This is a genomic window from Rathayibacter sp. CAU 1779, from assembly GCF_054551755.1.
Window position 1 is genome coordinate 191,472 of the sequence record NZ_JBTOLK010000003.1, and the last position, 13,126, is coordinate 204,597.

Consider the following 13,126-nt stretch of genomic DNA (forward strand, 5'->3'; position numbering starts at 1 on the left):
CTCGCCATCCCGTCTCATCATGCCGTCGGCCTCACGGCGTCGACCCGGCTGCGACGTCCCGCCCGCGACGACGAGTCGGCGATGAATGCCCACTCCGGGAGAACCCCGTGCGACAGGATGGCGTCCAGGAGCTCGGCGAGGCCGTACGACGGGTCCGCAGCTCTCGCCTGCCTGACATACTCACCGGCGACGGAACTGCGACCGAGCGTCCAGCTGAGCCAGGCCAGGGCGGCCAGGGCCGGTGCCCTCTGCGTCTCGGCCAGATGCGCTGCCACGCGGCGCAACAGCGCGATCGCGTGCTCGACCGACGGGACATCCGGACGCCCCAATGTGGCCGCACCCGAGAACGCCGCGGCGAATCGCGCGTCGACGACGGGTCCGCCTCGGAGGAAGCGCTCCTGAAAGCGCACCGCGCGTCTGCCGGCCCTGCTGCCCCACGCCCAGGTGTACAGGAGAACGTCCCGTGCGGCCGGATCGGCGAGGACACCGGTCAGCAACGCCGACGCCGCAGGCCCGACGTCGCCAGGCCGCCAGCCGGCGCTGTATCCGGCGAGCCAAACCGGATCCACATCCGAGCCGTCATGGTCGACGGCCGCGAGCGCGGTCGCCGTGCGCCGGCGATCGCGCTCGGAGACCGGCGGGAGCATCGCGGCCTCGCGCGGCGAAGGCCCGAGGTCGGGGACATCCGGATCCAGTCTGCGCAGCCTGGTGACGGCATCCACTTCGCGCCGCGGTCGCGCCTCACCCGTGTAGCTGCCCCATCCGTCTGCTGCGACGTACAGGGCGTCGATCATCCGGATCCGTCGAGCGGATGCCGCCCGACCTATCTCCGACACCATCCCGATGTGCGGCGGACCGTCGGCGCAGGAGGCATCCGTGTAGACGATCGGGAGGATCCGGTCCACGCCCGGGATTCGCCGCACGGATTCCAGGAGCGCAGTGGCCAGCTGTCGTGGAGTCGTCGCTCGTTCGTGTTCCGATTCCGATGACGCGCACTCATCGAGAGGCCCCTCCGGCGCGGGAGGCGCGTCGGGCGGGAGGTCGACACGGAAGGTTCCCGAGCTCGTCTTCCCGCAGAAGGTGACGAGCACGAGAGACTCCCGCGGCTCGAACCCCACGAGATCGGGAACGACGGACAGCAGGCTCAGCGGATCAGAGGCGACAAGGTGTTCGGACATGCCGGCCACCCTCGCGGATCCCCGGGCCCGGCGATGCCGCGAAAGCGGCATCCGTGGACGCCCGGCCACGATGAGCCTCTGGGGACGACGAGTGAGCCGGCCAAGGCGGCTGTCTGCCTGCCTGCGGATGCTGCGCGACAATGGCCCCGCAGCATCCGCACTCGTCGTCGATCAGATGTCGTCGGTGACGGCTCCCGCGAACTGCGCGTTGTAGAGCGAGTAATAGGCGCCGCCTGCAGCGAGCAGCTGGGCGTGCGTGCCCTGCTCGACGATGTTCCCGGCCTCCATCACCAGGATCAGGTCTGCGTCGCGGATGGTCGAGAGCCGGTGGGCGATCACGAAGCTCGTGCGGCCGGAGCGCAGCGCGCTCATCGCCTTCTGCACCAGCAACTCGGTGCGCGTGTCGACCGAGCTCGTCGCCTCGTCGAGGATGAGCACGCTCGGCCGGGCCAGGAATGCCCTGGCAATGGTGAGCAACTGCTTCTCCCCCGCACTCACATTGGACGCCTCGTCGTCGAGCATCGTGTCGTAACCGTCGGGCAACGAGCGCACGAACCGATCGACGTAGCTCGCCCGCGCCGCTTCGACGATCTCGTCCTCCGTGGCATCCGGCCGCCCGTACGCGATGTTCTGCCGGATGGTGCCGGCGAACAGCCACGTGTCCTGCAGCACCATGCCGATGCGGCCGCGCAGTTCGTCCCTGGTGAGCCTGGTGATGTCGACACCGTCCAGTGTGATGCGGCCGGAATCCACCTCGTAGAACCGCATGATCAGGTTCACCAGCGTGGTCTTGCCGGCACCCGTCGGGCCGACGATCGCGACGGTCTGCCCCGGTTCGGCGACCAGCGAGAGGTCGTCGATCAGCGGCTTGTCCGCCACGTACCGGAACGCGACGTCCTCGAACTCGAGCCGTCCCTTCGTCTCGTCGAGTGCGGCAGGGGCATCCGGATCCGGCGACTGCTCGTCGGCATCGAGCAGCTCGAACACCCGCTCGGCGGATGCCACGCCCGACTGCAGCAGATTGGCCATCGACCCCAGCTGGGCAAGCGGTTGGGTGAACTGCCTCGAGTACTGGATGAACGCCTGCACATCACCGATCTGGATGGCACCGGCCGCCACCTGCAGACCGCCGATGACCGCGATCGCCACGTACACGAGGTTCCCGACGAACTGCATCGAGGGCATGATGACGCCGGACACGAACTGAGCGCCGAAGCTCGCCCGATACAGCTCATCGTTCTTCAGCGCGAATCGCTCGTTCGCTTCGCGCTGGCGGCCGAACACCTTCACGATCGCGTGTCCAGAGTAGGTCTCCTCGATCTGCGCGTTCAGCTGGCCGGTGTTCTTCCACTGTGCGACGAACATCTTCTGCGACCGCTTCGCGATCACCATCGTGACCACCAGCGTGAGCGGAACGGAGATCAGGGCGATCACGGCGAGCAGGGGCGAGATCACGAACATGATGACGAGCACGCCGACGACCGTCAGCAGCGACGTGAGCACCTGGCTGACGGTCTGCTGAAGGCTCTGCTGCACGTTGTCGATGTCGTTCGTCACCCGGCTGAGCAGTTCTCCACGAGGCATGGTGTCGAAGTACTTGAGCGGCAGCCGGTGCACCTTCTCCTCCACCTCCTTGCGCAGGCGGTACACCGTTCGCATCGTGATGCCGTTGAGGAGGTATGCCTGCAGCCAGCTGAACACGGACGAGAAGACATACAGCGCGAGCACGATGAGGAGAATCTGCGACAGCGCCCCGAAGTCGATTCCGTGCCCCGGGTTGAGCTCCATTCCGCTGAGCATGTCGGCGAGCTGTCCCTGCCCGCTCTGTCTCATGCCAGCCAGCACCTCGGCCTTGGTGGCCCCGGCCGGCAGGCTCTTGGAGACGAAGCCGGCCACGATGATGTTGGTTCCCTGACCAAGCAGCTTCGGCCCCAGCACGCTGAACGTGACGCTGAGCACGGTGAGCAGGATGACGAACACCAGCCCCAGCGACTCCGGCTTCAGCCTTCCGATCAGCCGCTTGGCACTCGGGCCGAAGTTCATCGCCTTCTTCGTGGGCATGGCGAGCCCCGCCATCGGACCTCCGCCGCCGGGACCCGACCGCGCCGGCGCCTGTGTCGCACCTGACTTCGTCTCGCTCATGCTGCTTCCTCCGCCCCGAGCTGGGAGGACACGATCTCCGCATAGGTCTCGGACGTCGTCAGGAGCTGTTCGTGGGTGCCGGAGTCGACGATCCGTCCGTTCTCCAGCACCAGGATCTGATCCGCATCCGTGATCGTGGAGACACGCTGCGCCACGATCACGAAGGTGGAACCTCGTTCACGCTCGCGGAGCGCCCGTCTGAGGCGGGCATCCGTCGCCAGGTCGAGCGCCGAGAACGAGTCGTCGAACACGTAGACCTCCGGGCTCTTGACCAGAGCACGGGCGATCGCCAACCGCTGCCGCTGACCGCCGGACACATTCGTGCCACCCTGGGCGATCGCGGCGTCGAGGCCGCCGTCCATCGCCGTGACGAAGTCCTTGGCCTGTGCGATCTCCAGGGCGCGCCAGAGCTCATCCTCCGTGGCGTCCGGCTTGCCGTACCGCAGATTGGATGCGACGGTTCCGCTGAAGAGATACGGCTTCTGCGGCACCAGGCCGATCTTCGACCACAGCACGTCTGGGTCGACCTCTGCCACATCCGTGCCGTCGACGAGGACCTGACCGCTCGTGGCGTCGAACAGGCGCGGCAGCAGGTTGATGAGGGTGGTCTTGCCGGATCCGGTCGACCCGATGATCGCGACCGTCTGCCCGCGCTCGATGCGCACGTTGATGTCACTCAGCACCGGGTCCTCCGCACCCGGGTAGGCGAATCCCACCTCGAACAGCTCGATGGTCCCGTGCTCGGGGAGTTCCGTGATGGCGTGGTCGGATGCCGTCACCGTCGACTCCGTCTCCAGCACCTCGCCGATCCGCTCCGCGCACACCGCGGCGCGCGGCACCATGACGAACATGAAGGTCGCCATCATCACGCCCATCAGGATCTGCATGAGGTACTGCAGGAAGGCCGTCATGGTGCCGATCTGCAGCGAGCCGTCGTCGATGCGGAAGGCCCCGAACCAGATGACGGCGACGCTCGAGAGGTTCAGCACCAGCATCACGGTCGGGAACATCAGCGCCATGAGCCGTCCCGCCCTGATGGCCGTCTCTGTCACTTCCAGGTTCGCCGTGTCGAACCTCTCGCGCTCCACATCCTCACGCACGAACGCCCGCACCACGCGGATGCCGGACAGCTGCTCGCGCAGCACCTGATTGACCTTGTCGATGCGGGTCTGCATGAGCCGGAACTGCGGAACCATGCGCGAGATGATGAGCACCACGCAGACCAGCAGCACCGGCACGCTGACCGCGATCAGCCACGACATGCTGAGGTCCTGCTGGATCGCCAGCACGATGCCGCCGATGCAGAGGATGGGCGCCGACACGAGCAGCGTGCACGTCATGAGCACGAGCATCTGCACCTGCTGCACGTCGTTCGTGTTGCGGGTGATCAGCGACGGCGCCCCGAACTTCGTCACCTCGCGCTCGGAGAACTCGCCGACGTGCGAGAACAGCGCGCCGCGCAGGTCACGGCCGAGACTCATCGACGCCTTCGCACCGAAGTACACGGCGACGATGTTGCACACCACCTGCCCGAGCGTCACCAGGAGCATGAAGCCGCCGTTGGCGAGGATGTATCCCGTGTCGCCCTTGATGACGCCCTTGTCGATGAGATCGGCGTTGAGCGTCGGAAGATACAGGGACGCGATCGACTGCAGCAGCTGGAACAGCACCACTCCCACCAGCAGCGGCCAGTGCGGTCTGAGGAACCGCACCAGGACTCTCATCAACATTGCTTCGCCTTCTCTCCAGGTCGGGAGTGCTCAGACACGCGTGGGCACGCCTTCCTCGTCGTTCGTCACGCCGCCGTCCGCGGCGGTGGTCTCCGCATCCGCGACCGTCACCCGAGCGGATGCCGGTGCCTGCCTTCCAGCGAGAGCTCGCGCGGCCCGCTTGCGCGCGGCATCCTCCTCACCGGTGTTCGTGTCGCCTGCGATGCCGTACACGATCAGGCGAGCCAGCTCGCGGGAGCCGAAGGCCTTCTCCTGATTGAACGCGGGGATGGCGCTCGCGAAGGCGATCAGACGGATGAACGGCGCGATGTCCTCTGGCGGCACGTTCAGCCGATCGAGCTCGGGCTCCACCAGACGTGCCACGACCGACGCGTACTCGATCGGCGACTGCGCGGGACGCCGGCTGATCTGCTCGGGACGGCCGCCGGCCAGCCCGAGCGCTGCCATGATGCTGACCACTCCGTGGAACCGTTCGGTGAGCACCTCCAGCACCCCTCGCACCTTGTCTTCCAGGGGCAGGGACGCGTCGAGCCCGCGAAGGCGCTCGCGCACCGGCGCCGGATCGAGGTAGACCTCTGCTGCCTCACGCAGCAGCGTCTCCTTGTCGCCGAACGCCCGAAAGATCGTCCCCTCCGCCACTCCGGCAGACTCAGCGATCTGACGCGAGGTCAGTGCTGCGCCGTACTCGATCATGACGGGGATCACCGCCTGGATGATGGCGGCTTTGCGCTCCTCGGGAGGCAGCGGGCTCGCCCGGTTGGGGATTTTCGGCACGCCTCGAACACTAACTGAGTGTGCACTCACTCCGCAATGGGCGGACCTCGAAACATTACTGCGCGGGCGGTCGCCTACGCCGTGGCGAGAACGGTGAACTCGCGCGAGTACGCGGGAGATCCCGCGCCCTCGCGCCACGTGACCCGGATGCGAGGTGGAGGCGTCCCCCGCCCGGCGGTCACCCGGAACTGCAGCACGTCGTCGCGGTCGACATCGCGCGGAATCACCTCATCGGGACGAACGAACTTCGGCGGCACCGTGGCGTCGGAGAGCAGCGCGTCACGCGCCTTGGCGAAGCCCGTGTTGCGCAGCACCCAGGTCGTGTTCCGAATGCGTTCCAGCTTCCAAGTGACCTGCACGACCCGTTCCGTGCCTCCGGAGGCGCCACCCGGCATCAGGTGGTCCTCAGCACGCTGGACCGTCGCGCGCCCCGCGGCCTCCGCACTTGCTTCGGCTTCGCCGGCAGCCGACGGGGCCGCGACCTCCGCACCCGCGTCCACGCCATCGCGGAACGCCGTCGCAACGCTGAGCTGGGTGGCCTCCAGACGCGCGGCCTCGGCACCGGACTGCGCTGCCTCTGCCTCGGCCTCCGCCCGCGACGCCTTGTCGGCTGCAGCCTCCGCCTCACGCCGGCTGACGGCGGCCGACGCGGATGCCTGGGTGGCCGCCTGCGCCGCTTTCGTCGCCTCTCGCACGGCGTGCGCCGCGTCCTGACGCGCCTGTACGACCCTGCCCTCGAGCTGTTCCAGCCCCGCCTGGGCCGCCTGCGCGCTGGTCTCGGCCTTCGCCACGACGGATGCCGCGGCCGCCGCTCGCTCGTCGGCTCCGCGTGCTCGCATCAGGGCGACCACGGCGAAAGCGATCGCCACCAGTGCGACGACGAGGCTGATCACGTCGAGGAGTATCACAGCGGAATTCTAGGCTCTGCGGTGGTGGCCGCACCGTGAACGGCGCTCGCGGTGAGAGCCCTTCGCGCTCGTAATCGGGTCTCGATTCGCGCCGGTTCGTGCGAGAGGGGAAGCCTCGACTTCCCGTCCCCACGCGCAACGGATGCCGCCTCTCCACATCGAACCGCTGCCGGGCGATCCGTGTCGGGAGCCGCCCGTATGGTCAAGGTATGGACGCCTACCTGCTCCGCATCCCGAGCCCCATCGGGCGGCTCGAACTCGTCTCCGACGGGTCGAGCGTCACGTCTCTCACGATCGAACGCGACGGCCGTCTGCCGCTCGACGGATCCCCCGACCGTCCCGACGATGTGCTGCGCGACGCGGCGGTCGAGCTCGAGCAGTACTTCGCCGGGGAGCGGCAGGTGTTCGACGTGCCGCTGAACCCGTACGGCACCGAATTCCGGAGGTCCATCTGGACCAGCCTCCTCGAGGTCCCGTGGGGTGAGCACACCACCTACGGCGAACTCGGCATGGCGGTCGGCAAGCCGACGGCCGGACGCGCGGTCGGCGGCGCCATCGGCGCCAATCCGATCCCCCTCTTCATCGGATGCCATCGCGTGCTCGGATCCGACGGCCGCATCACCGGCTACAGCGGCGGTGAGGGCATTCCCACCAAGCTGTGGCTTCTCCAGCACGAAGGGATCACGCTGGCAGCATGAGCGAGACGACCACCGCCGAATCAGACTCCGCCGTCGGAGACACGGTCCCCGACGCTCGCGGAGCCGAGGCGAAGGCCGCACCCGCCGGCCGAATCGACCGCCCGAACGTGCTCGTCGGCGACGACGACGTCGCTCGGTGCGCCTGGGTCGGCAGCGACCCGGAATACCAGCGTTACCACGACGAGGAGTGGGGCACGCCGCTCCACGACGATCGGGCGCTCTACGAGAAGATCTGCCTCGAGGGATTCCAGGCCGGGCTCTCGTGGCGCACCATCCTGCTGCGTCGTCCCGCATTCCGCGAAGCGTTCCACGGATTCGACGTCGAACGGGTTGCGGCCATGACGGAGGACGACGTCGAACGCCTCGTGCAGAACGCCGCCATCATCCGGCATCGCGGCAAGATCGAGGCCACGATCGCCAACGCACGCGCCACTGCCGCTCTGAGCGAACCGCTGTGGCAGGTGATCTGGTCGTTCGCTCCCGCCGAGCGTCGACAGCGACCACCGCGGAGCCTGTCCGAGATCCCGGCCGTGACCGCCGAGGCAACGGCACTCAGCAAACGGCTTCGAGCGCTGGGGTTCCGGTTCGTCGGACCGACGACCATGTACGCGCTGATGCAGTCAGCGGGGCTCGTCGACGACCACGTCGCCGGATGTTGGCGGGCGCGCGAGCCGGCCTGACGGTCCACGAGTCCTTTGACCTGGTCTCTGACCGGGGATGCTGCGGTCTGGGTGCAATCCTCCGGACGCGGTCAGCGAGTGCGAACGACCGAGTGCAGCCATCCGATTCCGTCTCGAGGTCGAATCGAGCGAGTGCCGTTCTCGCCAGCGTGCAGTCAGCCGGATGCCGCCCTCCGAACGGGCGCTGCTCTCCGCTGCTCGTCTTCCGAGTGCCGGTGTCCGAGTGCCGGTGCTTGTATGCGGGGTGCCTGTACGCGCGGGGTCGCTGTAAGCCGCGTCGCTGTAAGCCGGGTCACTGTAAGCCGGGTCACTGTAAGCCGGGTCACTGTAAGCCGGGTATCTGCAGGCGTCCGGGTGCCGCAACGATCGGGCGCCCCTCTAGTCCACGAGACGAGAGACGCCACGACAAGGTCGGGTCGGCGTGAGATCCGGTGATCCTGACGGTGTGCCTCGTGGTGACCGGCATCGCACTAGCCCGACCGCAGGCGATCAGAAATCCGATCATCGCACCGTGAACGATCGCACTGGCGCACGGAGGGGACGCGCGCCGACCTCATTCGCCGACCCGACGGTATTGCGTTCGCTCGCGTGGACAATCCTCGCGAAGAGCATCACGAGCGCCCTGATTAGAAGACCGTGGACGTCGCCCCGCTGCATCGCCGTTCGATCACGTCGCGTTCACCGTCACGTGTCGCCCGTTTCGCATCGTGCCGACCCCCGCAGGCACATTGTCGATACTAGCTCAGGGGGCCAGGAGCTGAACCTCGTGATTGCCTGCGTATTCGGTGCGGAACCCTGCGGAGGAGGCCCAGCGCACGAACGCGTCCACCGAGTGGATGCGCGGGCGGTCGAGCGCGAAGGCACGCACGAGCATCCCCTTCGTGTGCTTGTTGAAGTGGTTGAGCGCGCGCGTGACGCCGTCCGGTCCTTCGGCGACCACGCGCACGAAGACCGAGTGCTGCGTCTCGGGCACGGGCCCGAGCGCGACGTAACTCTCGGAACGCAGATCGATGATGGGTCCAGCCACGGCGCCGAGAGCGTCCGCCACAGCCGGCGTCCACAGCTGACGCAGCCGGAGCCCCGGGAGCCGCGACGTCGCGGACATCCGGTAGTCGGGTATGCGGTTGAGCGCGCCGATCGGCCCGAACACCGCCGAATGCACGGCGACCGTGCGCCCGAGGTGGCGCCGCGCCTCGGTCGGCAGCGACGCCGCGTCCAGGGCGTCGTACAGCACCCCGGTGTATCGGTCGATCGCGGGCATCACCGGCGACTCGAAGAGCTCGGCGTTCGCGGCGAGCTCGCCGACGAGCGTTCGAGGGATGCCCAGCGATTTGGCCGCGGAATCCGCATCGCCGCCGCGTGCCAGTTCGACCAAGGCCTGTGCCGTGATCGATCGCGCGGAGGCGAGCTCCGGGAACCGCAGACTCGCCAGCTCGAGACGGGCGCGCGCGGACCCGCCCGCCCGCTTGGATTCGGACGGCGGCAGGAGGATCAGCACCGCACGCTCGAGGCCGGAGTCACGGGGCGAGGAAGCGGATGGCGGCATCCACGTTCTGGCCGAGTGCGTTCACCGTGTCGAGCGTGATCCGCGGCAGCGCGGCGCACTCGCCCTTCCATGGCTGGTAGTCCTCGAGGCTCTGCTCGACGGCGCGCCAGGACGGCTCCTCGAAGTGCGGCAGGTTGCGCACCCGCTTCTCGAGGCGCTCCCTATGCAGTTCGGGATCGGAGCACTCCACCTCGATGACGCGGAGCGGAACATCCGCGCGAAGCGCGAGGTCGCGCCACTGCAGACGCGCAGGCTCAACGGCGTTGACTGCGTCGACGATCACGCTGTGACCAGACATGAGCACCTGCTCGGCGAGTGTCTCCGCGACGAGGTAGGCGGCAAGGCCCGTCGGCTGGTCGGCGTCGATTCCGGCGTGCAGGATCGCGGACTCGATCGGATCGACGGAGACGATCGTCGCTGAAAGTCGGGCGCTGATCACCTCCGCGATGGTCGACTTGCCGGCTCCTGGCAACCCCGCCATTGCGATCAGGACCGGAACCCGGATGTCTCCGAACTGCCGGTCAACCGTCGTCTGCGCCACGTCGGCCCCTCCCGATGATTGATCTCGACTCTAGTGAACGTCCCGGGGCTTCCGCCCGGCTCACGCGAACGAATCCGGGTCCTGATCGCGGCTCGTACCGACCGCGATCGTCACCCGGTCGATCGTGCTGTCGCATCGCCGTCGGCCGCGCGGACGATGCGAAGAGCGGATGACATGGTGTCGGCCCCATGGCATCCGCTCTTCATGTCGTCAAACCAGTTCGGCCTTGCCTGCGACGACGGCGACCATGTTGCTCTCCACAGAGAGGAATCCGTCGGAAGCGTCGGCCGTGATCTTCTCGCCACCCGGCAGCGTCACGCGCACCTCGCCTGTGGCGAGGATGGCGAGCATCGGCTCGTGACCGGGCAGGATGCCGATCTCACCCTCGACCGTGCGAGCGACCACCATGGCGGCGTCGCCCGTCCAGATCTCGGCGTCGGCGGAGACGACGCTGACCTTCAGCGTGGCCATGGTCAGCCGTTCTCCTTCTGGATCTGCGCCCACTTCGCCTCGACGTCGGTGATCGGGCCGACGTTGAAGAACGCCTGCTCGGCGACGTGGTCGAACTCACCCCGACAGATCGCGTCGAACGACTCGATGGTGTCCTTCAGTGCGACCGTCGAGCCATCGACGCCCGTGAACTTCTTGGCCATGTAGGTGTTCTGCGAGAGGAACTGCTGGATACGGCGGGCGCGCGCGACCGTGATCTTGTCTTCCTCGGAGAGCTCGTCGACGCCGAGGATGGCGATGATCTCCTGGAGTTCCTTGTTCTTCTGCAGGATCTGCTTCACCGTGGTGGCCACGCGGTAGTGGTCCTCACCCAGGTAGCGCGGGTCCATGATCCGTGACGTCGAGGTCAGCGGGTCGATCGCGGGGTACAGTCCCTGCGACGCGATCTCGCGGGAGAGTTCCGTCGTGGCGTCGAGGTGGGCGAACGTGGTCGCCGGCGCCGGGTCGGTGTAGTCATCAGCCGGCACGTAGATGGCCTGGAGCGACGTGATGGAGTGACCGCGCGTCGAGGTGATGCGCTCCTGAAGGACACCCATCTCGTCGGCGAGGTTCGGCTGGTAGCCGACGGCCGACGGCATGCGGCCGAGAAGTGTCGACACCTCCGAGCCCGCCTGCGTGAAGCGGAAGATGTTGTCGATGAAGAGCAGCACGTCCTGCCTCTGAACATCGCGGAAGTACTCCGCCATCGTCAGCGCGGACAGTGCGACCCGCAGGCGCGTCCCCGGCGGCTCATCCATCTGACCGAAGACCAGTGCGGTCTTGTCGAAGACACCGGCTTCCTCCATCTCGTGGATCAGGTCGTTGCCCTCACGGGTGCGCTCGCCGACACCGGCGAACACGGACACACCGCCGTGATCCTGCGCAACGCGCTGGATCATCTCCTGGATGAGGACCGTCTTGCCGACGCCCGCACCACCGAAGAGGCCGATCTTTCCTCCCTGCACGTACGGGGTGAGGAGGTCGATCGACTTGATGCCCGTTTCGAACATCGTCGTCTTCGACTCGAGCTGGTCGAAGTTCGGCGCCTTGCGGTGGATCGGCCAGCGCTCGGTGATCTCGATCTGCTCGCCGGGCTCCGCGTTGAGCACTTCGCCGATCACGTTGAACACGCGACCCTTGGTCACGTCGCCGACCGGCACGGAGATCGCCGCACCCGTGTCGCGCACCTCCTGGCCGCGAATGAGGCCGTCGGTCGGCTTCAGGGCGATGGCGCGCACGAGGTCGTCGCCGAGGTGCTGTGCGACCTCGAGAGTGATCTCACGGTTCGCCTCCTCGCCCTCCTCGCCGTAGGCGATCGTGGTCTTGAGAGCGTTGTAGACCTCAGGGATGGCGTCGTGCGGGAACTCGATGTCGACGACCGGGCCCGTGACGCGGGCGATGCGGCCGACGCCCGGAGTCGTCTCCGCTGCCGCGGCCTGGGACTCGGCGGTAGCTGTCGGTGTCATTTCTTCTCTCTCTGTTTCTGAAAGACCTGTGGTGTCGGCCGTTAGCGGGATGCCAGCGCGTCGGCGCCGCCGACGATCTCGGAGATCTGCTGCGTGATCTCGGACTGGCGCGCGTTGTTGGCCAGGCGCGTGTAGTTGGTGATGAGCTTGTCGGCGTTGTCCGTCGCCGACTTCATCGCCTTCTGTGTCGCAGCGTGCTTCGCGGCGGCGGACTCGAGCATCGCGTTGTACAGGCGGCTGTGGATGTAGACCGGCAGCAGCGCGTCCAGCACGGTGTCGGCATCCGGCTCGAACTCGTACAGCGGAAGCACGTCGTTCTCGCCCGGCTGCTCGACACCCTCGACGATCTCGAGCGGGAGCAGACGGACGACCCTGGGCTGCTGAACGAGCATGCTCACGAAGCGGTTGTAGACGATGTGGATCTCGTCGACGCCGCCGTCTGCGGCATCCTTCGTGAACGCCTCGAGCAGCTCCTCGCCGATCTCCTTCGCCGTGTCGTACACGGGCGAGTCGGTGCTGCCAACCCAGTCGCGCACGCTGGCACGCTTGCGGAAGGCGAAGTATCCGACTGCCTTGCGACCGACGAGGTAGAAGACGACCTCTTTGCCCTGCGACTTCAGCAGCGACTCGAGTTCGAGCGCCTCGCGGATCACCTGCGAGTTGAAGGCACCGGCAAGACCGCGGTCGGAGGAGAAGATCACCACTGCAGCACGGTCGACATGCGCCGGTTCGGTGGTCAGCAGATGGCTGACCTTCGAATGCGTCGCAACCGCCGACACGGCGCGCGTGATCGCCCGCGTGTACGGAGCGGATGCCTGCACCCGCGCCTGCGCCTTGGCGATGCGGGATGCCGAGATCAGCTCCATCGCGCGGGTGATCTTCTTCGTCGTCTGGGCAGAGCGAATGCGCTGCCGGTAGACCCGAAGTTGCGCTCCCATGGGACTCCTGTCTAGCTAGTCGAGAATGTCGAGGTG

At 67.3% G+C, this 13,126-nt stretch carries 12 protein-coding genes; 2 read left to right on the forward strand and 10 right to left on the reverse strand.

Annotated features, from left to right (window positions below; all coding sequences use genetic code 11):
• Positions 1-17: 17 nt before the first annotated feature.
• From ACX9R5_RS15035 to ACX9R5_RS15055, 5 genes are all read right to left on the reverse strand, one after another.
• Positions 18-1,178: a DUF4192 family protein gene (locus tag ACX9R5_RS15035; protein WP_459409854.1), complete on the reverse strand. Its 1,161-nt coding sequence runs from the start codon at positions 1,176-1,178 to the stop codon at positions 18-20.
• 171 nt (positions 1,179-1,349) lie between these two features.
• The gene (locus ACX9R5_RS15040; protein ID WP_459409855.1) at positions 1,350-3,320 is read right to left on the reverse strand and encodes an ABC transporter ATP-binding protein; all 1,971 of its coding nucleotides are present in this window, start codon (positions 3,318-3,320) and stop codon (positions 1,350-1,352) included.
• Positions 3,317-5,050, reverse strand: coding sequence for an ABC transporter ATP-binding protein (locus tag ACX9R5_RS15045; RefSeq protein ID WP_459409856.1), 1,734 nt, complete (start codon positions 5,048-5,050; stop codon positions 3,317-3,319). The genes ACX9R5_RS15040 and ACX9R5_RS15045 overlap by 4 nt, the downstream gene beginning before the upstream one ends.
• Positions 5,051-5,080: 30 nt before the next feature.
• A complete protein-coding gene (locus ACX9R5_RS15050) occupies positions 5,081-5,824 on the reverse strand; it encodes a TetR/AcrR family transcriptional regulator (protein ID WP_459409857.1) in 744 nt (247 codons plus the stop codon).
• A gap of 74 nt (positions 5,825-5,898) precedes the next feature.
• Complete coding sequence (locus tag ACX9R5_RS15055) at positions 5,899-6,732, reverse strand: hypothetical protein (RefSeq protein ID WP_459409858.1); 834 nt, start codon at positions 6,730-6,732, stop codon at positions 5,899-5,901.
• Between the two features lie 209 nt (positions 6,733-6,941).
• Here ACX9R5_RS15055 and ACX9R5_RS15060 point away from each other — a divergent pair, with 209 nt between their 5' ends.
• Positions 6,942-7,430 (forward strand): methylated-DNA--[protein]-cysteine S-methyltransferase, encoded by a 489-nt coding sequence (locus ACX9R5_RS15060; RefSeq protein ID WP_459409859.1) that lies wholly within the window; start codon positions 6,942-6,944, stop codon positions 7,428-7,430.
• Positions 7,427-8,110 carry a DNA-3-methyladenine glycosylase I gene (locus ACX9R5_RS15065; protein WP_459409860.1) on the forward strand — a complete coding sequence of 228 codons (684 nt, stop codon included), beginning with the start codon at positions 7,427-7,429 and terminating at the stop codon, positions 8,108-8,110. The genes ACX9R5_RS15060 and ACX9R5_RS15065 overlap by 4 nt, the downstream gene beginning before the upstream one ends.
• Before the next feature lie 742 nt (positions 8,111-8,852).
• Here the strand turns inward: ACX9R5_RS15065 and ACX9R5_RS15070 are convergent.
• The 5 genes from ACX9R5_RS15070 to ACX9R5_RS15090 all read right to left on the reverse strand — a co-directional run bounded on the left by ACX9R5_RS15070 (position 8,853) and on the right by ACX9R5_RS15090 (position 13,090).
• On the reverse strand, positions 8,853-9,656 hold the full coding sequence (locus tag ACX9R5_RS15070) for a YaaA family protein (protein ID WP_459409861.1): 804 nt from the start codon (positions 9,654-9,656) through the stop codon (positions 8,853-8,855).
• A complete protein-coding gene (locus ACX9R5_RS15075) occupies positions 9,628-10,197 on the reverse strand; it encodes an AAA family ATPase (RefSeq protein WP_459409862.1) in 570 nt (189 codons plus the stop codon). Before ACX9R5_RS15075 ends, ACX9R5_RS15070 begins: the two co-directional genes overlap by 29 nt.
• A 210-nt stretch (positions 10,198-10,407) precedes the next feature.
• Positions 10,408-10,668, reverse strand: a complete 261-nt coding sequence (locus ACX9R5_RS15080; protein WP_459409863.1) for a F0F1 ATP synthase subunit epsilon — start codon at positions 10,666-10,668, stop codon at positions 10,408-10,410.
• A gap of 2 nt (positions 10,669-10,670) precedes the next feature.
• Positions 10,671-12,152: a F0F1 ATP synthase subunit beta gene (atpD, locus tag ACX9R5_RS15085; RefSeq protein WP_459409864.1), complete on the reverse strand. Its 1,482-nt coding sequence runs from the start codon at positions 12,150-12,152 to the stop codon at positions 10,671-10,673.
• A 41-nt stretch (positions 12,153-12,193) separates the two neighbouring features.
• Positions 12,194-13,090 (reverse strand): F0F1 ATP synthase subunit gamma, encoded by an 897-nt coding sequence (locus ACX9R5_RS15090; RefSeq protein ID WP_459409865.1) that lies wholly within the window; start codon positions 13,088-13,090, stop codon positions 12,194-12,196.
• Positions 13,091-13,126: the final 36 nt, after the last annotated feature.

Bases quoted from the DNA above. Each gene is read 5' to 3' on its own strand.
- ACX9R5_RS15035 (WP_459409854.1), bottom strand. From the start codon at position 1,178: ATGTCCGAACACCTTGTCGCCTCTGATCCGCTGAGCCTGCTGTCCGTC.
- ACX9R5_RS15040 (WP_459409855.1), bottom strand. From the start codon at position 3,320: ATGAGCGAGACGAAGTCAGGTGCGACACAGGCGCCGGCGCGGTCGGGT.
- ACX9R5_RS15045 (WP_459409856.1), bottom strand. From the start codon at position 5,050: ATGTTGATGAGAGTCCTGGTGCGGTTCCTCAGACCGCACTGGCCGCTG.
- ACX9R5_RS15060 (WP_459409859.1), top strand. From the start codon at position 6,942: ATGGACGCCTACCTGCTCCGCATCCCGAGCCCCATCGGGCGGCTCGAA.
- ACX9R5_RS15065 (WP_459409860.1), top strand. From the start codon at position 7,427: ATGAGCGAGACGACCACCGCCGAATCAGACTCCGCCGTCGGAGACACG.
- ACX9R5_RS15070 (WP_459409861.1), bottom strand. From the start codon at position 9,656: ATGCCGCCATCCGCTTCCTCGCCCCGTGACTCCGGCCTCGAGCGTGCG.
- ACX9R5_RS15080 (WP_459409863.1), bottom strand. From the start codon at position 10,668: ATGGCCACGCTGAAGGTCAGCGTCGTCTCCGCCGACGCCGAGATCTGG.
- atpD (WP_459409864.1), bottom strand. From the start codon at position 12,152: ATGACACCGACAGCTACCGCCGAGTCCCAGGCCGCGGCAGCGGAGACG.
- ACX9R5_RS15090 (WP_459409865.1), bottom strand. From the start codon at position 13,090: ATGGGAGCGCAACTTCGGGTCTACCGGCAGCGCATTCGCTCTGCCCAG.